The organism is Bacillus sp. CDB3 (assembly GCF_002081505.1).
GTDB classification, from domain to species: domain Bacteria; phylum Bacillota; class Bacilli; order Bacillales; family Bacillaceae_G; genus Bacillus_A; species Bacillus_A cereus_AT.
Map to the genome: position 1 here is coordinate 39,218 of NZ_ALBR01000011.1, position 19,186 is coordinate 58,403.

Consider the following 19,186-nt stretch of genomic DNA (forward strand, 5'->3'; position numbering starts at 1 on the left):
TATACTCTTTTTTGTTAGCTAAGTAACAAGAGTTTTTCGTTTCCAAGCATGTTAACAGTTGGCACTTATACTTGGATTACTATTGTAAATAATAAAGGGAAGGTGATTACCGCACACCAATAAGAAACCCGGGGCTTATTGTGTGGCGTTTTATATAAATAAAGGGACGGGTTATAAAGCCTGTTCCTTTGTACTTGTAAAACAAAAGCTAGGGCATTAGTATAAATATATATTGCCAAGTTAGGGAGTAGGAAAAAGTATGAGTGATATACATAAGAAAATTAAAAAGAAACAGTTTGCTCCGTTGTATTTACTGTATGGAACGGAAGCGTATTTTATAAATGAAACGATAAAACTGATTACAACGGAAGCACTCGAAGAGGAAGATCGAGAGTTTAATGTTGTGACATATGATTTGGAAGAAGCGTATTTAGAAGACGTGGTTGAGGATGCACGTACCCTTCCATTCTTTGGAGATCGTAAAGTTATATTAATAAAATCACCATTATTTTTAACGGCACAAAAAGAAAAATTAGAACAAAATATAAAAATTTTAGAAGAATATATCGGAGAACCTTCTCCTTTTTCTATTCTTGTTTTCGTTGCGCCTTATGAAAAATTAGATGAACGAAAAAAAATTACGAAACTATTAAAGAAAACAGCGGATGTAGTAGAAGCGAATGCGATGCAAGTGCAAGATGTCCAGAAGTGGGTTGTTTCTCGTGCGGAAGAGGCACATGTATATATTGATAACACGGCTGTTAGTTTGTTATTAGAGCTTGTGGGAAGTAATGTCACAATGTTAGCGAAGGAAATGGACAAGCTAACGTTATACGTCGGTATGGGCGGGGAAATTACATCGAAACTTGTGGCGGAACTTGTACCAAAATCCGTTGAGCAAAATGTGTTTGCTTTGACAGAAAAAGTGGTGAAAAAAGATATCGCAGGTGCGATGCAAATTTTGGATGGATTATTCACACAACAGGAAGAACCAATTAAGTTACTCGCATTGTTAGTAAGTCAATTCCGTTTGCTGAATCAAGTAAAAGAGTTACAACAGCGCGGTTATGGACAAAATCAAATTGCTTCCCATATTGGTGTGCATCCGTATCGTGTAAAGTTGGCGATGAATCAAACGAAATTTTTCTCTTTTGAAGAATTAAAAAGAGTTATTTTAGAATTAGCGGAAGCTGATTACAGTATGAAGACTGGAAAAATGGATAAGAAACTTGTGCTCGAGTTTTTCTTAATGCGGTTAAATCATCTGTAATGATACAAAAAAGTTCATGTACTTGTTACATGAGCTTTTTTGTATATAAAAAAACGATCCGAATGGATCGTTTTTTAAACGCCTTACGCGTTTACTTGTTTCGCTAAGCGAGATTTTTGACGAGCTGCAGCGTTTTGGTGGATAAGACCTTTACGAGCTGCTTTGTCAAGTTTTTTAGAAGCAGTTTTGAAAGCTTCTTTAGCATTTTCAAGATCGTTATTAGTAACTAAAGCTTCTACAGTTTTAACAGCAGAACGCATGTCAGACTTGATAGAAGCGTTATGTGCACGACGCTCTTCGCTAAGTTTAGCGCGTTTGATAGCAGATTTGATGTTTGCCATACTTTTCACCTCCCTGGTGCAATCGAATGACTCGATTCTTACATAGAACAAGTGATATTCTATCAAACGGTGAAGAGAATTGCAATAGTATATCAATGAAATTTCACGTAAAGGAAAGAATGACCTTATATAACTTTGGGAAATCTAACGATATTTACTATGAATTACGGAGGAGATACGATGAAAGAACCATTAGATTTAAGTAAATATAATGTTAGAACTGACCTTGCTGTAGAGGCGCACCAAATGCTGCAAGAGCGCCAAGAAGAACAAAATGAGGTACAAGGAGTTATTGTAAAAGAGAGGGAAGAAGAGGGAGTTACAATTACAAAAGTAACTATTGATGAAATTGCATCTGAATCGATGGGGAAAAAACCTGGAAATTATTTAACTCTTGAAGTGCAAGGTATACGTCAACAAGATACAGAACTTCAACAAAAAGTAGAGCGTATTTTTGCGAAGGAATTTTCTTATTTTCTAGAGGATGTTGGAGTTTCAAAAGAAGCGAGTTGTTTAATTGTTGGTCTTGGGAATTGGAATGTAACGCCAGATGCGCTCGGACCAATAGTCGTAGAAAACGTACTGGTAACGAGACATTTATTTCAATTACAGCCTGAAAGTGTAGAAGAGGGATTTAGACCTGTTAGTGCAATCCGTCCAGGAGTAATGGGGATTACAGGAATCGAAACGAGTGATGTTATTTATGGGATTATTGAGAAAACGAAACCAGACTTTGTCATCGCAATTGATGCATTAGCTGCGCGCTCTATTGAACGAGTAAATAGCACGATACAAATTTCTGATACAGGAATTCATCCTGGGTCTGGTGTTGGAAATAAACGTAAGGAACTAAGTAAAGGAACGTTAGGTATCCCTGTTATCGCAATAGGTGTTCCGACGGTGGTCGATGCTGTATCGATTACAAGCGATACAATTGATTTCATTTTGAAACATTTTGGACGGGAAATGAAAGAAGGAAACAAACCATCACGCTCTTTATTGCCAGCAGGTTTTACATTTGGAGAAAAGAAAAAATTAACAGAAGAAGATATGCCTGACGAAAAGAGCCGGAATATGTTTTTAGGTGCTATTGGTACGTTAGAAGAAGAAGAAAAGAGAAAATTAATTTATGAAGTGTTATCTCCTCTTGGTCATAATTTAATGGTGACCCCAAAAGAAGTAGATACGTTTATCGAGGATATGGCAAATGTAATAGCAAGTGGTTTAAATGCAGCGCTGCATCATCAAATTGATCAGGATAATACAGGGGCATATACACATTGATGGATAGAGATGACAATAGTTGGAGTCGATTTGCGCTCTTGTGTATGTGCGGTACAGTCGTATGTTTACTTATGATGATAGCTGGAGTAGGACTCGCTAATCATGGTTTGAAAAGTATGAAGGGATACCGTCAGCTGTCATATGAACAAATTGCTCATATGACAGGAACAGAAGGTGCAGGAGCTGAATCGGAAATTTTGGGCGAGGCATTTTCAGCTGTTGAAAAACAAAAACAGCTAGAAAACTTAAGGAGTTTCAACGTCGTAGAAGGTATTGGTATGGCGATAGCGAGTGTTACTTACGATATAACTAAGTTTGGAACGGATATAGTTGTTGGGAAGCTAAAAGGGATTTTTAGTTAAGGAGAGTGGGAAGGACGGTTGTCTGATAGATTTGAAAGACAACCGTTTTTAAATTTGAAAAAAGTTTGTCTCTTATGGTTTGTTCGCATAAGATATAGATAGAATGATTTGTCTTGTAAGCAGCACGAGTTTTCATTGAATCTTTGCTGCTCTATTGATATAATCAGTGCTAGTGTATATTGGCGAGACTATTAGGAGTTGAGAACATAGATGAATAAAGAAGAAAGAGCAAAAAGACAGTCGAAAATTCGTAACTTCTCCATCATTGCTCACATTGACCACGGGAAATCAACGTTGGCAGACCGTATTTTGGAGAAAACAAACGCGTTAACACAGCGCGAAATGAAGGCGCAATTACTTGACTCTATGGAGTTAGAGCGTGAGCGCGGTATTACAATTAAATTAAATGCAGTACAATTAACGTATAAAGCGAAAGACGGTGAAGAGTATATTCTTCACTTGATCGATACACCAGGACATGTCGATTTTACGTACGAAGTATCTCGTAGTTTAGCGGCTTGTGAAGGTGCGATTCTTGTTGTGGATGCAGCGCAAGGCATTGAAGCGCAAACGTTAGCAAACGTATATTTAGCGCTTGATAACAATTTAGAAATTTTACCAGTTATTAATAAAATCGATTTACCAAGTGCGGACCCAGAACGCGTACGTCAAGAGGTAGAAGATGTAATTGGTTTAGATGCATCGGAAGCTGTACTTGCTTCGGCGAAAGCTGGCATTGGTATTGAGGACATTTTAGAACAAATCGTTGAAAAAGTACCAGCTCCAACAGGTGATTCAGAAGAGCCGTTACAATGTATGATTTTCGACTCTTTATATGATCCGTATCGTGGTGTAATTGCATATATCCGTGTTGTAAATGGAACGGTAAAAGTTGGCGATAAAGTACGTATGATGGCAACTGGAAAAGAATTTGAAGTAACAGAAGTAGGTGTGTTTACACCGAAAACAACGCAACGTGACGAGTTAACAGTAGGTGATGTAGGTTTCTTAGCAGCATCTATTAAAAATGTTGGTGATACACGCGTTGGTGATACGATTACACATGCGAAACGTCCAGCTACAGAGGCGTTAGCAGGATATCGTAAGTTAAACCCAATGGTATTCTGTGGTTTATATCCGATTGATTCTGCTCGTTATAACGACTTACGTGATGCATTAGAAAAACTAGAATTGAATGATTCTGCTCTTGAGTTTGAGCCTGAAACATCTCAAGCTCTAGGTTTTGGTTTCCGTTGTGGTTTCTTAGGACTTCTTCACATGGAAATTATTCAAGAACGTATTGAACGTGAATTTAAGATTGACTTAATTACAACAGCGCCAAGCGTTATTTATAAAGTTTATTTAACAAACGGTGAAGATGTTATTGTTGATAATCCATCTAATATGCCAGATCCACAGTCTATCGATCGTGTAGAAGAGCCGTTTGTGAAGGCTGCAATTATGGTTCCGAATGACTATGTTGGAGCTGTAATGGAAATTTGCCAAGGTAAACGTGGAACGTTTATTGATATGCAATATTTAGATGAAACACGTGTTACATTGACATATGACATCCCGTTATCAGAAATCGTATATGATTTCTTCGATCAATTGAAATCAAATACGAAAGGATATGCATCATTTGACTACGAGTTAATTGGTTATAAACCATCTAAACTTGTGAAAATGGATATTCTTTTAAATAATGAACAAGTGGATGCTTTATCATTCATCGTGCACCGTGATTCAGCGTATGACCGTGGTAAAGTAATTGTAGAGAAATTAAAAGAATTAATTCCAAGACAACAGTTTGAAGTGCCAATTCAGGCGACTATCGGAAACAAAGTTGTAGCGCGTTCTACAATTAAGGCGATGCGTAAAAACGTACTTGCAAAATGTTACGGTGGTGACATTTCTCGTAAACGTAAACTTCTTGATAAGCAAAAAGAAGGTAAAAAACGTATGAAGTCTGTTGGTTCTGTAGAAGTACCGCAAGAAGCATTCATGGCTGTACTGAAAATGGATGACAACTAATAATTAAAATAAAAAAGGAGTCGTTTATGCGGCTTCTTTTTTTCTGTATAATTACTTTTTAGACATCTTAGCCTCTCTCATTTACAATGATGAGAGAGCTTTTTAGTGATTGATCTAGAGTTAGGAGACTATTAATGTCCGAAAATATTCGAAAAGATATTCAAGATAAAATAGAAAAAGGGAATTTTAATTGTGAAAAGGAATTGACGCTTTCTATTATTAGTGGGAAGTGGAAAGTTGTGATATTGTGGCACTTAGGTGTGGAAGGTCCGCATCGTTTTAGTGAATTGCAACGACTATTCCCGAGTATTTCTCATAAAGTATTGTCGAACCAATTAAAAGAGTTAATGGAGGACGGGATTGTTGATCGAACAGTATATCCGGAAATTCCTCCGCGTGTTGAGTACTATATGACAGAACTAGGTATGTCACTTTTACCAATCGTTGAAATGATGTATGATTGGGGAAAAATGCGAATGGAACAAATTCGTAATACATTAGAGAAGTAGAGAATCCTCCGGAGCGCGGAGGTTTTCTTTTTAGAAAGGTAGGAGTTATATTTGGTACAAGCTGCATATATTCATATTCCATTTTGTCAGCATATTTGTCACTATTGTGATTTTAATAAAGTGTTTATTGAACGCCAACCGGTAGATCAATATTTAGAGTATTTAGAGAAAGAAATAATAAACACGGTTCAAAAAGTACCGTTTGATAGTATGAAAACGATTTTTGTTGGTGGAGGAACGCCGACAGCATTAAATATGGAACAGACAAAAAAAACTACTCGATATCATTAACCGTCGTTTGCGTCCATTTGCGCCGAATTGTGAATTAACGTTTGAAGCGAATCCAGGCGACTTACCGAAAGAGAAGTTAAACTTATTGTTAGAAGGTGGAGTAAACCGAATTAGTTTTGGTGTGCAAACGTTTCGTGATGAGCTACTTGAGAAGATTGGGCGTAAGCATACGAGGGAAGATGCATTTTTAGCAATTAGAGAAGCGCAGGAAGTGGGCTTTACAAATATTAATGTAGATATAATTTATGCTTTGCCAGGACAGACGATAGAAGACGTAAAAGAAACATTAGACATTGCCTTTACGCTTGGTGTACAACATTTCTCGGCATATTCATTAATTGTAGAACCGAAAACTGTTTTTTATAACTTAATGAATAAAGGGAAGTTGAGACTTCCGGGTGAAGACCATGAAGCGAAAATGTACGAAATGGTAATGGATGAAATGGAAAAACACGGTTATAAACAGTATGAAATTAGTAATTTCTCGAAAGGTGATAATGAAAGTAGACATAATCTCACATACTGGAATAATGAAGAGTATTATGGATTTGGAGCTGGCGCGCATAGTTATGTAAATGGAGAACGTATCCAAAATGTAGGGCCGCTCAAGCAATATTTCACGAAAATTGATGAAACAGGCTTTCCTTATTTAGATGTTCATGAAGTGACGGAGAAAGAAAAAATGGAAGAAGAGTTGTTCTTAGGGCTTCGAAAAACAAAAGGTGTTTCCAAGATAGAGTTCCAAAAGAAATTCAATATGGAGATGGATCAAGTTTTCGCGAAGCAGTTACAAAGTAATCAAGAACAAGGATTGCTTGAAGAGAGAGATGGATATGTGCGTTTAACACGAAAAGGAAAATTATTGGGGAATGAAGTGTTCCAGTCATTTTTGATTGACTAATTAAATGTTCCATAAACGTGAAAAAGTTTCATTATTTCGTGACGTTTCCGTTGACAATTGAATGTCAATTTTGGTAAGTTATTAATAGATTTAGCACTCGAAGACAAAGAGTGCTAACAGAGGTGATGATGAGATGCTTACGGAACGTCAGCTCTTAATTTTACAAACAATTATTGATGACTTTATTGGATCAGCGCAGCCCGTCGGGTCTAGAACGTTGGCTAAAAAAGAGGAAATTACATTTAGTTCAGCTACTATTCGAAATGAAATGGCTGATTTAGAAGAATTAGGTTTTATTGAAAAAACGCATAGTTCTTCTGGACGTGTTCCTTCTGAGAAAGGATACCGATTTTATGTAGACCATCTTTTAGCACCACAAAACTTACCGAACGATGAGATTGTACAAATTAAAGATTTATTTGCTGAAAGAATTTTTGAAGCAGAAAAAGTTGCACAGCAATCTGCTCAAATTTTATCAGAGCTTACGAACTATACGGCTATTGTTCTTGGGCCTAAGTTAAGTACAAATAAACTTAAAAACGTACAAATCGTACCGCTTGATCGTCAAACTGCAGTCGCTATTATTGTAACGGATACAGGGCATGTACAAAGTAAAACGATTACCGTTCCGGAATCTGTTGATTTATCAGATTTAGAAAAAATGGTTAATATTTTAAATGAAAAGCTATCGGGTGTACCTATGTCGGAACTTCATAATAAGATCTTTAAAGAGATTGTTACAGTCTTGCGTGGGTATGTTCATAATTACGATAGTGCAATAAAAATGTTAGATGGTACATTTCAAGTTCCTTTATCGGAAAAGATATACTTTGGAGGAAAAGCAAATATGCTTTCGCAACCAGAGTTCCATGACATTCAAAAAGTAAGGTCCTTGCTGACGATGATTGATAACGAAGCTGAATTTTATGATATTTTGCGTCATAAACAAGTTGGTATTCAAGTGAAAATTGGCAGGGAAAATTCTTCAATAGCTATGGAAGATTGTAGTTTAATTTCTGCAACGTATTCGATTGGAGAAGAGCAACTAGGAACAATTGCGATTTTAGGTCCGACGAGAATGCAATATTCTCGTGTAATTAGTTTGTTGCAGTTATTTACAAGACAATTTACTGACGGACTTAAAAAATAAATGAGAGTAATACATTCGCTCAAGTGATGAAACTTTCATTGCTGTGTGTAATATATAATGCTTAGGTAATCATGCTATACATGATACCTAATACCTTTTAAGGAGGTGAAAATTGTGGAAGAGCGTAACGAACAAGTGGTAGAAGAAGTGAAAGAAGCGCAAGTTGAAGAAGCTGTCACGCCAGAAAACAGTGAAAAAACTGTAGAAGAAAAAAGTGAGGCTGCTCTTTTACAAGAAAAAGTAGATGAGTTACAAGCGAAACTAACGGAAACGGAAGGTCGCACATTACGTCTACAAGCTGATTTTGAAAATCATAAGCGCCGTGTCCAAATGGATAAACAGGCTGCTGAAAAATATAGAGCACAAAGTTTAGTTTCAGATATTTTGCCAGCTCTTGATAATTTTGAAAGAGCGATGCAAGTGGAAGCAACTGATGAGCAAACGAAATCCTTGTTACAAGGTATGGAAATGGTGCATCGTCAATTGCTAGAAGCGTTGACTAAAGAAGGTGTTGAAGTGATTGAATCTGTTGGTAAACAGTTTGATCCTAATGAGCACCAAGCTATTATGCAAGTGGAAGACAGTGAATTTGAATCAAACGCGGTTGTGGAGGAATTCCAAAAAGGTTATAAACTAAAAGACCGTGTCATTCGCCCATCAATGGTAAAAGTAAATCAATAATTTACATAAAAGTAGGAGGAATCGCCATGAGTAAAATTATCGGTATTGACTTAGGTACAACAAACTCTTGTGTAGCTGTTATGGAAGGTGGAGAACCAAAGGTTATCCCAAATCCAGAAGGAAACCGTACAACACCTTCTGTTGTAGCTTTCAAAAATGAAGAGCGTCAAGTTGGGGAAGTTGCGAAACGTCAAGCAATTACAAACCCAAATACAATTATGTCTGTTAAACGTCATATGGGTACAGACTATAAAGTAGAAGTTGAAGGTAAAGATTATACACCTCAAGAAATTTCTGCAATCATTTTACAAAACCTAAAAGCTTCTGCTGAAGCATACCTAGGTGAAACAGTAACGAAAGCTGTTATTACAGTACCTGCATACTTCAACGATGCAGAGCGCCAAGCAACGAAAGATGCTGGTCGTATCGCTGGTTTAGAAGTTGAGCGTATCATTAACGAGCCAACAGCAGCAGCACTTGCTTACGGTTTAGAAAAACAAGATGAAGAACAAAAAATCTTAGTATATGACTTAGGTGGCGGTACATTTGACGTATCTATCCTTGAGTTAGCAGACGGCACATTCGAAGTTATTTCAACTGCTGGTGACAACCGTCTTGGTGGAGATGACTTTGACCAAGTTGTTATCGATCACTTAGTAGCTGAATTCAAAAAAGAAAACAACATTGACTTAAGCCAAGATAAAATGGCACTTCAACGTTTGAAAGATGCAGCTGAAAAAGCGAAAAAAGATCTTTCAGGTGTAACACAAACACAAATTTCATTACCATTCATTAGTGCTGGAGCTGCTGGTCCATTACACTTAGAATTAACGTTAACAAGAGCGAAATTCGAAGAGCTTTCAGCTGGTCTTGTTGAAAGAACATTAGAGCCAACTCGCCGTGCATTAAAAGACGCTGGTTTTGCTCCAAGCGAATTAGATAAAGTTATCCTTGTTGGTGGATCTACTCGTATCCCAGCTGTACAAGAAGCAATTAAACGTGAAACTGGTAAAGAGCCATATAAAGGTGTAAACCCTGATGAAGTTGTAGCATTAGGTGCTGCAGTTCAAGGTGGCGTACTTACTGGTGATGTAGAAGGCGTACTATTATTAGATGTAACTCCACTTTCTTTAGGTATTGAAACTATGGGTGGTGTGTTCACGAAATTAATCGAGCGTAACACTACAATTCCAACAAGTAAGTCACAAGTATTCTCAACAGCTGCTGATAACCAACCAGCGGTAGACATTCATGTGCTGCAAGGTGAGCGTCCAATGTCAGCTGATAACAAAACACTAGGTCGTTTCCAATTAACAGACCTTCCGCCAGCACCACGTGGTATCCCACAAATCGAAGTAACATTCGATATTGATGCGAACGGTATTGTTAACGTACGTGCGAAAGACTTAGGAACAAGCAAAGAACAAGCTATTACAATCCAATCTTCTTCAGGTCTTTCTGATGATGAAGTAAATCGTATGGTACAAGAAGCAGAAGCAAATGCTGATGCTGACCAAAAACGTAAGGAAGAAGTTGAACTTCGTAACGAAGCTGACCAACTTGTATTCCAAACAGATAAAGTTGTAAAAGATTTAGAGGGTAAAGTAGATGCAGCTGAAGTAGCAAAAGCAACAGAAGCGAAAGAAGCATTACAAGCGGCAATCGAGAAAAACGAACTTGATGAAATCCGTGCGAAAAAAGATGCTCTTCAAGAAATCGTACAACAATTAACTGTTAAATTATATGAGCAAGCTCAAGCGGCTGCAGGGCAAGCAGAAGGTGCACAAGGAGCACAAGACGCTGGCGCGAAAAAAGACAATGTAGTTGACGCTGAGTTTGAAGAAGTAAAAGAAGACAAGTAATATAAATAAGTAAGATGACAAAAAGTCAAAGTCAAGCGTGCCTTGGCTTTGGCTTTTTTCACGAATAAGAAAAAAAGTGGTTATTTGTGTTAAGGCATTCTTGAGAAGATCTTAAGTTTTAGGCTTTGCATATTGTAAGTGAGGAAACATTGTTGCAAAGCACTTTCTTTCGGTGTTAAAATTACGTTTATGTGAAAGATTCGGGGGTTACAAATTTATGAATAAACGAGACTATTATGAGGTCCTTGGACTTAGCAAGGGCGCTTCAAAAGATGAAATTAAAAAAGCGTATCGTCGTTTGGCTAAAAAATACCATCCAGACGTAAGTAAAGAAGAAAATGCAATTGAAAAGTTTAAAGAAGTACAAGAAGCATATGAAGTATTAAGTGATGATCAAAAGCGTGCGCAGTACGATCAGTTTGGTCATGCTGGTGCAAATCAAGGCTTTGGCGGCGGGGGAGACTTCGGCGGTGGCTTCGGTTTTGAAGATATTTTTAGTTCGTTCTTTGGCGGCGGTGGCGGCAGACGTCGTGATCCAAATGCTCCGCGCCAAGGTGCTGACTTACAATATCAAGTCACTTTAGATTTTGAAGAAGCTATTTTTGGTAAAGAGTTAAACGTTGAAATTCCAGTAGAAGATCCATGTGATACTTGTAAAGGTAGCGGAGCGAAACCAGGAACTTCAAAAGAAACATGTAAACATTGTTCAGGATCAGGTCAGGTAAGTGTAGAACAAAATACACCGTTTGGTCGTATTGTAAACCGTCAAGCTTGTGGTCATTGTTCAGGAACTGGTCAAATGATTAAAGAAAAATGTACGACATGTCACGGTTCAGGTAAAGTACGTAAACGTAAAAAAATTAACGTTAAAATTCCAGCGGGTATCGATAATGGCCAACAAATTCGCGTCTCTGGTAAAGGTGAAGCAGGTGTGAATGGTGGACCAGCAGGTGATTTATATGTAGTTGTTCATGTGAGAAATCATGAATTCTTCGAACGTGATGGTGATCATATTATTTGTGAAATGCCATTGACATTCGCACAAGTAGCGCTTGGTGCTGAAGTAGAAGTGCCTACAGTTCACGGAAAAGTGAAGTTGAAAATTCCGGCAGGAACACAAACAGGAACAGAATTCCGTTTAAAAGGAAAAGGTGCTCCGAACGTACGTGGATATGGTCAAGGAGATCAATACGTAGTAGTTCGCGTTGTTGTGCCGACGAAATTAACTTCGCATCAAAAAGAATTATTGCGTGAGTTCGCTGGTCAAGAAAATCAAGATGATAGCTTATTCGGAAAGCTTAAACGTGCTTTCAAAGGGGAATAATGGAAATAAAAAATGGAGTTGGTAAATTGTGAAATGGTCAGAAATTAGTATTCATACAACAGAAGAAGCAGTAGAAGCTGTCTCTCATATTTTGCATGAAGCAGGCGCTAGCGGGGTTGCAATTGAGGACCCGGCGGAGTTAACGAAAGAGCGTGAGCAACAATACGGTGAGATTTATGCACTTAACCCTGATGAATACCCAAGTGAAGGTGTTTTAGTGAAAGCATATTTCCCACAAACGGATTCTTTACACGAAACGGTTGCGGGTGTAAAATCATCTATTGATGCACTACCATCTTTCGACATCGAAATTGGTACCGGTAATATTACAATTAATGAAGTCGATGAGGAAGATTGGGCTACTGCTTGGAAGAAGTATTATCATCCAGTTCAAATTTCTGATACATTCACAATTGTGCCGACGTGGGAAGAATATACACCATCTTCTCCGGATGAAAAAATCATTGAATTAGACCCGGGTATGGCGTTTGGTACAGGAACTCATCCAACAACAACGATGTGTATTCGTGCTTTAGAAAAAACAGTTCAATCAGGTGATACTGTCATTGATGTAGGAACAGGTTCTGGTGTACTTAGTATTGCAGCGGCAAAATTAGGTGCGTCTTCTGTTCAAGCATATGATTTAGATCCAGTTGCAGTGGAAAGTGCAGAAATGAATGTACGTTTAAATAAAACAGATGATATCGTGTCTGTTGGACAAAATAGTCTTTTAGAAGGTATTGAAGGACCTGTTGATTTAATCGTAGCGAATTTATTAGCTGAAATTATTCTTCTGTTCCCTGAAGATGCAGCAAGAGTTGTAAAATCAGGTGGACTATTCATTACATCTGGTATTATTGCTGCGAAAGAAAAAGTAATTTCTGAGGCGTTAGAAAAAGCTGGATTTACAATTGAAGAAGTGTTACGAATGGATGATTGGGTAGCAATTATTGCACGAAATGCGTAATATAGATTTTAGTTTATAATGAAAAGGGGAGTCTCTCACTATAAGGTGAGGGACTTGCCGTTTGTTATATGAAAAATGATAACGTTTCGTTCTTTTCGTAAGTGCTGACTTACGAAAGGAACGAAACTCTACTAAGGTGATTATATGCAACGTTATTTTGTAGAAGAGAAATATGTAAATGAGACAAGTATTCGTATTGTAGGTGATGACGTACATCATATCGTGAGAGTGATGCGTATGTCAGCTGGTGATCATATTTATTGCTGTGTAAACGGAAAAACAGCGGTATGTTCAATTGATGAAATTACCAGTGAATTTGTTGAGACAGCTATTGTAGAATGGGTAGAGGCATCGAGTGAACTTCCTGTGTTCGTGACGATTGCAAGTGGACTGCCAAAAGGAGACAAGCTAGAGTTAATTTTCCAAAAAGGAACTGAGCTTGGGGCAGCCGCATTTTTACCATTTCAAGCATCTCGCTCTATCGTAAAATGGGATGCGAAAAAAGCTGATAAAAAAGTTGAGCGTTTAAGAAAAATTGTGAAAGAAGCTGCGGAACAATCGCATAGAAGTGAAGTTCCAGAAGTATATGCTCCAGCATCGTTTAAGCAATTGCTTTCAATGAGTGGTGAATATGATGTTTGTCTTGTTGCGTACGAAGAGGAAGCGAAACAAGGCGAGAAATCTAATTTTGCGAAAGCTTTAACGACAATGAAACCAGGTCAAAAGCTATTGATTGTATTTGGCCCAGAAGGTGGCTTAGCTGAGGAAGAGATTACAGTGCTTCGAGAACATAAATTTGTACCATGTAGTTTAGGACCAAGGATTTTAAGAACGGAAACGGCACCGCTTTATGCGTTAAGTGCTGCTTCTTATCATTTTGAATTGATGGGGTGATGATCAATGTCAACTGTTGCGTTCCACACGTTAGGTTGTAAAGTAAACCACTATGAAACAGAAGCGATTTGGCAATTGTTTAAACAAGGTGGTTATGAAAGAACTGAATATGAAAAGAAATCTGATGTATATGTTATTAACACATGTACAGTAACGAATACGGGAGATAAAAAGAGCCGTCAAGTTATTAGACGTGCTGTACGTCAAAATCCAGATGCAGTAATATGTGTAACTGGATGTTATGCACAAACATCTCCAGCTGAAATTATGGCGATTCCAGGTGTAGATATTGTAGTTGGTACACAGGATCGTGAAAAGATGTTAGGATACATTGAAGAATTCCGTAAAGAGCGTCAACCAATTAATGCTGTCCGTAACATTATGAAAACACGTGTGTACGAAGAACTTGATGTGCCATATTTCACGGATCGTACACGCGCTTCATTAAAAATACAAGAAGGTTGCAATAACTTCTGTACGTTCTGTATCATTCCTTGGGCGCGTGGTTTAATGCGTTCTCGTGATGGAAAAGAAGTTATTAAACAAGCGCAGCAATTAGTAGACGCAGGCTATAAAGAAATTGTATTAACAGGTATTCATACCGGTGGATACGGTGAAGATATTAAAGATTATAACTTAGCTGGATTACTTCGTGATATGGAAGCAGAAGTAGGCGGATTAAAACGACTTCGTATTTCTTCTATTGAAGCGAGTCAAATTTCAGATGAAGTAATTGAAGTGTTAGATAAATCTGAAGTAGTTGTACGTCATTTGCATATTCCGTTGCAATCAGGATCTAATACAGTATTAAAACGTATGCGTCGTAAATATACGATGGAATTTTTCCAAGAGCGTTTAGATCGTTTGAAAAAAGCGTTACCAGGTCTGGCAATTACATCTGACGTAATTGTTGGTTTCCCAGGTGAAACAGAAGAAGAGTTTATGGAAACGTACAATTTCATTAAAGAGAATCGCTTCTCTGAGTTACACGTATTCCCTTACTCGAAACGTACAGGAACACCTGCAGCGCGTATGGAAGATCAAGTTCCTGAAGATGTGAAGAACGATCGTGTTCACCGTTTAATTGAACTATCTAATCAATTAGCGAAAGAGTATGCTTCACAGTTCGAAGGCGAAGTGCTTGAAATTATCCCGGAAGAGCAATTTAAAGATGGCGACCGTGAAGGGTTATATGTAGGTTATACAGATAACTATTTGAAAATTGTATTTGAAGGGTCAGAAGAATTAATTGGTAAGCTAGTGAAAGTAAAAATTACGAAAGCTGGTTATCCATATAACGAAGCGCAATTTGTTCGTGTTCTTGAAGATGATGTGAAAAAAGAATCAGCAAGCGCATAATAAAAAGCATGCAACCGAAAATGGTTTGCATGCTTTTTTCTTTCGGGGAGAAGTTAAGTATTGAAATGGATGTAATGGAGTGCCCATAAAATAAGTGGTTATTTAGCAGATTTTGTATGAAAAAGTTTGCGTGATAAAAATATATTTGTTTTGAGGTGGAAGCGATAATGGCTGTTTACATAGATTTTTGAAAAAGGAAGAGCATCTAGTCTTCTTTTATTCTGTCAAATAGTTGACCTGAAGTGATAAAATGTATTATAATCGTAAAAGACATGCTGAAGAAGTGTTTCTTTTTGCATGCTGAAGTTAGTATGTAAGTGTGATGTTTCGGAGGGAGGGAAAGAGAATGTCAAAAACAGTCGTTCGTAAAAACGAGTCTTTGGAGGATGCACTTCGCCGTTTTAAAAGATCGGTTTCTAAAACTGGTACACTTGCTGAAGCAAGAAAGCGCGAGTTTTATGAAAAGCCAAGTGTAAAACGTAAGAAGAAATCTGAAGCGGCAAGAAAGCGTAAGTTCTAAGAGAGGGTGTAAGTGATGAGTCTTCTCGGTCGTTTAAACGATGATATGAAACAAGCGATGAAGAATAAACAAAAAGAAAAATTAACCGTTATTCGTATGGTTAAGGCTGCTTTACAAAATGAAGGTATTAAACTGCAACATACTCTTACTGAAGAAGAGGAATTAACAGTTTTAGCTCGTGAAGTAAAACAGTATAAGGACTCCCTCCTTGAATTTAAAAAAGCTGGTCGTGAAGACCTTGTTGATAAACTGCAAAGTGAAATTCAGATTTTAAGCGCATATTTGCCGGAGCAATTAACAGAAGAAGAACTAGCGGATATAATTAAGCAAGTTATTTCTGAAGTTGGTGCTACATCTAAAGCAGATATGGGTAAAGTGATGACTGCTGTTATGCCGAAAGTAAAAGGTAAAACAGACGGATCACTTGTGAATAAGCTGGTTATACAGCTATTAGCATAAAAAAGCGTCTCATTTCGTATGAGACGTTTTTTTATGCTTTTTTCAGTTTGGACGTGATATTACAAGCTCTTTTTTCATACATATGGGATGAGAGGGGGTCTTTTGAGATGAAAAAATTAGAACAAATGAAGAATTGGTTAACGAAGCAAATAGACCTGCCAGTGGATGTGCTAATGGATCTACCTCGGATTACGCTTGTTGGGCAAGTGCATATCTATATAGAAAATCATCGAGGTTTATTAGTGTTTTCAGATAAAGAAGTAAGGTTGTTATTAAAACAAGGTCAACTATTAATTAAGGGGCAATCCTTTGTTATTAAAACAATCCTCCCGGAAGAACTTTTGCTTGAAGGGATTATCGAACAAGTGATGTTTTTAGAAAATGAAAAGAAAGAGGAGTGAGGGAAACTTCCGTTTGTGAAGTTTTTCTTCTTTATTTTAGTGATCTGACCTTAATATTCACTTTATCCCGCATTTACTGCCCGTAAAAGCTCGATGGGTGTGCGCTAATAATCAGTGGGTATGGACAAAACCTCCACTTATTAAACTTTCATCCTATGCATATGCCCGATTAGTGAGGAGAAAAACCTCACCGATTAAAGCTTCGATTAGTACGAGCTATTTGATGCTTAAAGTGAAAAGTGTTGTATCTACTTTTAGAAAGGTAGTGAAGGTAGTCGATGAAAAATAAATGGTTTATAAAATGGCTTGGGTATGTAAAAGTGCGAATTGAAGGTAGAGGAGCAGAACGCTTCGTTAACGAATGTGTACGTAAGAATTTATTAGTTTGGGATGTAAAGAAGATAGCGGATGAAACGTTAGTTTTTTGCATGTTATTACGAGATGTGAAAAAGATAAAACCAATTTATAGAAAGAATGAATGTAAATTATATTTTATTGGACGTTACGGTTTTCCATTTTGGAATAAGCGTTTAATTAAAAATAGTGGATTTTTAATTGGGTTTTTAATATTTTTTTTCGGAATGATTGCATTATCAAATATGGTTTGGAAAATTGAAATTACAGGAGCAAAACCTGAAACGGAATATATATTGATGAAAGAATTGGATAAAATGGGTATTAAAAAAGGGAAATTACAGTTTCAAATGCCTAGTGTAGAAAATGTTCAGCGGCATTTAACGGACAATATTAATGCAATTACTTGGGCAGGATTGGAAATAAGAGGGACAACATATCATTTTAAAATTGTTGAAAAAAACGAGCCGAAAAAGAAAGGAACAAAGGCCGCAAAATTTAATTGCGAAAAAGAAGCAACTATTACGAAAACGTTTGTGGAGGTAGGAAAACCGGTCGTTATGAAAAATGACCATGTAGAAAAGGGACAGCTTCTCGTATCGGGGATGTATGGTAATGAGGAGAATCCGACAGTTGTTTCGGCTAAAGGTATTGTATACGGGGAAACTTGGTACAAATCTGAAGTTGATGTTCCGTTAAAAACACAATTTCAAGTGTATACTGGTAATTCTTATAATGAATATTTTCTTGAATTTGGTAGTGTTAAAATAAAAATATGGGGATTTCAACATGATAAGTATAAGCGCTCTCGTACTGAAAGTGTAAAACATGATGTGAAATTATTTGGCTTCACATTACCGATTGCGTACGAAAAAGATATTGTACGAGAAGAAGAAGAAGCAAACCGAGAATATACTGAAAAACAAGCGATGAAAGTGGCAAAAGAGATGGCAGAAAAAGAACTAAAGAAAAAATTGGATGAACATGCTATGATTGTAAGTGATAAGATTTTGAGTAAAGAGATTGAGGCGGATCACTTAAAGGTCACGTTACATTACACAGTGATTGAAAATATTGCTGAGCCGCAACCAATATCTGAATCCGATATTCAAGGAGACTGAGTGATGGCAGAACAATTAGTAGAAATGAACCAACAATTGGAAAATCCTAACGAGGCAATCGCTCTATTTGGGGTAAATGATGCTCATTTAAAAGTAATTGAACGAGAACTTAGTGTATCGATTATAACTAGAGGAGAGTCTGTTCGTGTATCTGGGGCAGATGAAGCTGTAGTGCTCGTAGAAAAAATCTTACAACAGCTACTTGTTGTTATCCGTAAAGGTGTATCAATTTCGGAAAGAGATGTTGCGTACGCAATTCAGCTTGGGAAACAAGGGAAAATTGCTCAATTCGAAGAGTTATATGAAGAGGAAATTTTTAAAACAGCAAAAGGTAAATCCATTCGTGTGAAAACGATGGGACAAAGAAGATATATTCATGCAATGAAAAAGAATGATGTTGTATTTGGGATAGGACCTGCTGGGACAGGGAAGACATACTTAGCTGTAGTAATGGCTGTGAGAGCTTTAAAGCAAGGGTATGTGAAGAAAATCATTTTAACAAGACCTGCTGTAGAGGCTGGAGAGAGTTTAGGCTTTTTACCAGGTGATTTGAAAGAAAAAGTAGATCCGTATTTACGTCCGTTGTATGATGCGTTGCACGATATTCTTGGGCAAGAATACACACAGCGTATGATGGAACGTGGTGTAATTGAAATTGCACCTCTTGCTTATATGAGAGGACGTACTCTTGATGATTCATTTGTTATATTAGATGAGGCACAGAATACAACTGGTGCTCAAATAAAAATGTTTTTAACACGATTAGGTTTTAGTTCTAAAATGGTTATTACGGGAGACCCCTCACAGGTAGATTTGCCAAAAGGGGTAAAATCAGGTCTTTCTATTGCTGCTAATATTTTATCTGGTGTATCAGGTCTTTCGTTCATAACGCTGGAACAAACAGACGTTGTGAGACACCCATTAGTGCAACGTATTATTGAGGCATATGATAAAATGGAATGATCCTATTTGTCAGGGTCATTTCTTTTTGTATGATAAGGTTGGCGAATGGCATATTTTTTACTATCATTAAAGATGAGGGAAATGAACTATAGGTGATAGTGGATAAAAATGTTGTCCAAAAATTATCGTTGCCTAGAAG

At 37.3% G+C, this 19,186-nt stretch carries 18 protein-coding genes and 1 pseudogene; 18 read left to right on the forward strand and 1 reads right to left on the reverse strand.

Annotation, left to right across the window (positions count from 1 at the left end):
* Nucleotides 1-259 precede the first annotated feature (259 nt).
* Nucleotides 260-1,270 (forward strand): DNA polymerase III subunit delta, encoded by a 1,011-nt coding sequence (gene holA / locus CDB3_RS02405; RefSeq protein WP_128853370.1) that lies wholly within the window; start codon nt 260-262, stop codon nt 1,268-1,270.
* Nucleotides 1,271-1,353: 83 nt separating this feature from the next.
* On the opposite strand, the gene rpsT is transcribed toward holA, so the two are convergent.
* On the reverse strand, nt 1,354-1,611 hold the full coding sequence (rpsT, locus tag CDB3_RS02410; RefSeq protein WP_001274011.1) for a 30S ribosomal protein S20: 258 nt from the start codon (nt 1,609-1,611) through the stop codon (nt 1,354-1,356).
* Nucleotides 1,612-1,791: 180 nt separating this feature from the next.
* Between rpsT and gpr the strand changes: the two genes are divergently transcribed.
* From gpr to CDB3_RS02495, 17 genes and pseudogenes are all read left to right on the forward strand, one after another.
* Nucleotides 1,792-2,895 (forward strand): GPR endopeptidase, encoded by a 1,104-nt coding sequence (gene gpr / locus CDB3_RS02415; RefSeq protein ID WP_128853371.1) that lies wholly within the window; start codon nt 1,792-1,794, stop codon nt 2,893-2,895.
* On the forward strand, nt 2,895-3,257 hold the full coding sequence (locus CDB3_RS02420; protein ID WP_128853466.1) for a YqxA family protein: 363 nt from the start codon (nt 2,895-2,897) through the stop codon (nt 3,255-3,257). Before gpr ends, CDB3_RS02420 begins: the two co-directional genes overlap by 1 nt.
* Nucleotides 3,258-3,467: 210 nt before the next feature.
* Nucleotides 3,468-5,291, forward strand: coding sequence for an elongation factor 4 (gene lepA / locus CDB3_RS02425; RefSeq protein WP_128853372.1), 1,824 nt, complete (start codon nt 3,468-3,470; stop codon nt 5,289-5,291).
* Nucleotides 5,292-5,425: 134 nt separating this feature from the next.
* Nucleotides 5,426-5,800, forward strand: a complete 375-nt coding sequence (locus CDB3_RS02430) for a winged helix-turn-helix transcriptional regulator (RefSeq protein ID WP_001293537.1) — start codon at nt 5,426-5,428, stop codon at nt 5,798-5,800.
* Nucleotides 5,801-5,851: 51 nt separating this feature from the next.
* Nucleotides 5,852-6,992 (forward strand): annotated as a pseudogene (hemW, locus tag CDB3_RS02435) (radical SAM family heme chaperone HemW).
* A 133-nt stretch (nt 6,993-7,125) separates the two neighbouring features.
* On the forward strand, nt 7,126-8,142 hold the full coding sequence (gene hrcA / locus CDB3_RS02440; protein ID WP_097830650.1) for a heat-inducible transcriptional repressor HrcA: 1,017 nt from the start codon (nt 7,126-7,128) through the stop codon (nt 8,140-8,142).
* 114 nt (nt 8,143-8,256) lie between these two features.
* Nucleotides 8,257-8,823, forward strand: a complete 567-nt coding sequence (grpE, locus tag CDB3_RS02445) for a nucleotide exchange factor GrpE (protein WP_002122597.1) — start codon at nt 8,257-8,259, stop codon at nt 8,821-8,823.
* Between the two features lie 26 nt (nt 8,824-8,849).
* On the forward strand, nt 8,850-10,685 hold the full coding sequence (dnaK, locus tag CDB3_RS02450; RefSeq protein ID WP_128853373.1) for a chaperone protein DnaK: 1,836 nt from the start codon (nt 8,850-8,852) through the stop codon (nt 10,683-10,685).
* A 217-nt stretch (nt 10,686-10,902) separates the two neighbouring features.
* Nucleotides 10,903-12,009 (forward strand): molecular chaperone DnaJ, encoded by a 1,107-nt coding sequence (gene dnaJ, locus CDB3_RS02455; RefSeq protein ID WP_128853374.1) that lies wholly within the window; start codon nt 10,903-10,905, stop codon nt 12,007-12,009.
* 28 nt (nt 12,010-12,037) lie between these two features.
* On the forward strand, nt 12,038-12,976 hold the full coding sequence (prmA, locus tag CDB3_RS02460; RefSeq protein ID WP_097830652.1) for a 50S ribosomal protein L11 methyltransferase: 939 nt from the start codon (nt 12,038-12,040) through the stop codon (nt 12,974-12,976).
* A gap of 144 nt (nt 12,977-13,120) precedes the next feature.
* A complete protein-coding gene (locus CDB3_RS02465; protein ID WP_128853375.1) occupies nt 13,121-13,870 on the forward strand; it encodes a 16S rRNA (uracil(1498)-N(3))-methyltransferase in 750 nt (249 codons plus the stop codon).
* A 6-nt stretch (nt 13,871-13,876) separates the two neighbouring features.
* The gene (gene mtaB, locus CDB3_RS02470; protein WP_128853376.1) at nt 13,877-15,229 is read left to right on the forward strand and encodes a tRNA (N(6)-L-threonylcarbamoyladenosine(37)-C(2))-methylthiotransferase MtaB; all 1,353 of its coding nucleotides are present in this window, start codon (nt 13,877-13,879) and stop codon (nt 15,227-15,229) included.
* A gap of 346 nt (nt 15,230-15,575) precedes the next feature.
* Nucleotides 15,576-15,749 carry a 30S ribosomal protein S21 gene (gene rpsU / locus CDB3_RS02475; protein WP_000048061.1) on the forward strand — a complete coding sequence of 58 codons (174 nt, stop codon included), beginning with the start codon at nt 15,576-15,578 and terminating at the stop codon, nt 15,747-15,749.
* 15 nt (nt 15,750-15,764) lie between these two features.
* On the forward strand, nt 15,765-16,208 hold the full coding sequence (locus tag CDB3_RS02480) for a GatB/YqeY domain-containing protein (protein ID WP_000054578.1): 444 nt from the start codon (nt 15,765-15,767) through the stop codon (nt 16,206-16,208).
* A gap of 107 nt (nt 16,209-16,315) precedes the next feature.
* Nucleotides 16,316-16,609, forward strand: coding sequence for a sporulation protein YqfC (gene yqfC / locus CDB3_RS02485; RefSeq protein WP_000732268.1), 294 nt, complete (start codon nt 16,316-16,318; stop codon nt 16,607-16,609).
* Between the two features lie 278 nt (nt 16,610-16,887).
* Entirely contained in the window at nt 16,888-18,084 is a 1,197-nt protein-coding gene (yqfD, locus tag CDB3_RS02490; protein WP_128853377.1) for a sporulation protein YqfD, read from the forward strand.
* 3 nt (nt 18,085-18,087) lie between these two features.
* Complete coding sequence (locus tag CDB3_RS02495) at nt 18,088-19,047, forward strand: PhoH family protein (RefSeq protein WP_000840505.1); 960 nt, start codon at nt 18,088-18,090, stop codon at nt 19,045-19,047.
* The last annotated feature ends 139 nt before the right edge of the window (nt 19,048-19,186 follow it).

What these genes read in the sequence shown, in the direction of transcription:
- gpr (WP_128853371.1), top strand. Translation starts at nt 1,792, where the DNA reads ATGAAAGAACCATTAGATTTAAGTAAATATAATGTTAGAACTGACCTT.
- rpsT (WP_001274011.1), bottom strand. Translation starts at nt 1,611, where the DNA reads ATGGCAAACATCAAATCTGCTATCAAACGCGCTAAACTTAGCGAAGAG.
- CDB3_RS02495 (WP_000840505.1), top strand. Translation starts at nt 18,088, where the DNA reads ATGGCAGAACAATTAGTAGAAATGAACCAACAATTGGAAAATCCTAAC.
- CDB3_RS02480 (WP_000054578.1), top strand. Translation starts at nt 15,765, where the DNA reads ATGAGTCTTCTCGGTCGTTTAAACGATGATATGAAACAAGCGATGAAG.
- holA (WP_128853370.1), top strand. Translation starts at nt 260, where the DNA reads ATGAGTGATATACATAAGAAAATTAAAAAGAAACAGTTTGCTCCGTTG.
- CDB3_RS02420 (WP_128853466.1), top strand. Translation starts at nt 2,895, where the DNA reads ATGGATAGAGATGACAATAGTTGGAGTCGATTTGCGCTCTTGTGTATG.
- yqfD (WP_128853377.1), top strand. Translation starts at nt 16,888, where the DNA reads ATGAAAAATAAATGGTTTATAAAATGGCTTGGGTATGTAAAAGTGCGA.
- CDB3_RS02430 (WP_001293537.1), top strand. Translation starts at nt 5,426, where the DNA reads ATGTCCGAAAATATTCGAAAAGATATTCAAGATAAAATAGAAAAAGGG.
- yqfC (WP_000732268.1), top strand. Translation starts at nt 16,316, where the DNA reads ATGAAAAAATTAGAACAAATGAAGAATTGGTTAACGAAGCAAATAGAC.
- rpsU (WP_000048061.1), top strand. Translation starts at nt 15,576, where the DNA reads ATGTCAAAAACAGTCGTTCGTAAAAACGAGTCTTTGGAGGATGCACTT.
- hrcA (WP_097830650.1), top strand. Translation starts at nt 7,126, where the DNA reads ATGCTTACGGAACGTCAGCTCTTAATTTTACAAACAATTATTGATGAC.
- lepA (WP_128853372.1), top strand. Translation starts at nt 3,468, where the DNA reads ATGAATAAAGAAGAAAGAGCAAAAAGACAGTCGAAAATTCGTAACTTC.
- mtaB (WP_128853376.1), top strand. Translation starts at nt 13,877, where the DNA reads ATGTCAACTGTTGCGTTCCACACGTTAGGTTGTAAAGTAAACCACTAT.
- dnaK (WP_128853373.1), top strand. Translation starts at nt 8,850, where the DNA reads ATGAGTAAAATTATCGGTATTGACTTAGGTACAACAAACTCTTGTGTA.
- CDB3_RS02465 (WP_128853375.1), top strand. Translation starts at nt 13,121, where the DNA reads ATGCAACGTTATTTTGTAGAAGAGAAATATGTAAATGAGACAAGTATT.
- dnaJ (WP_128853374.1), top strand. Translation starts at nt 10,903, where the DNA reads ATGAATAAACGAGACTATTATGAGGTCCTTGGACTTAGCAAGGGCGCT.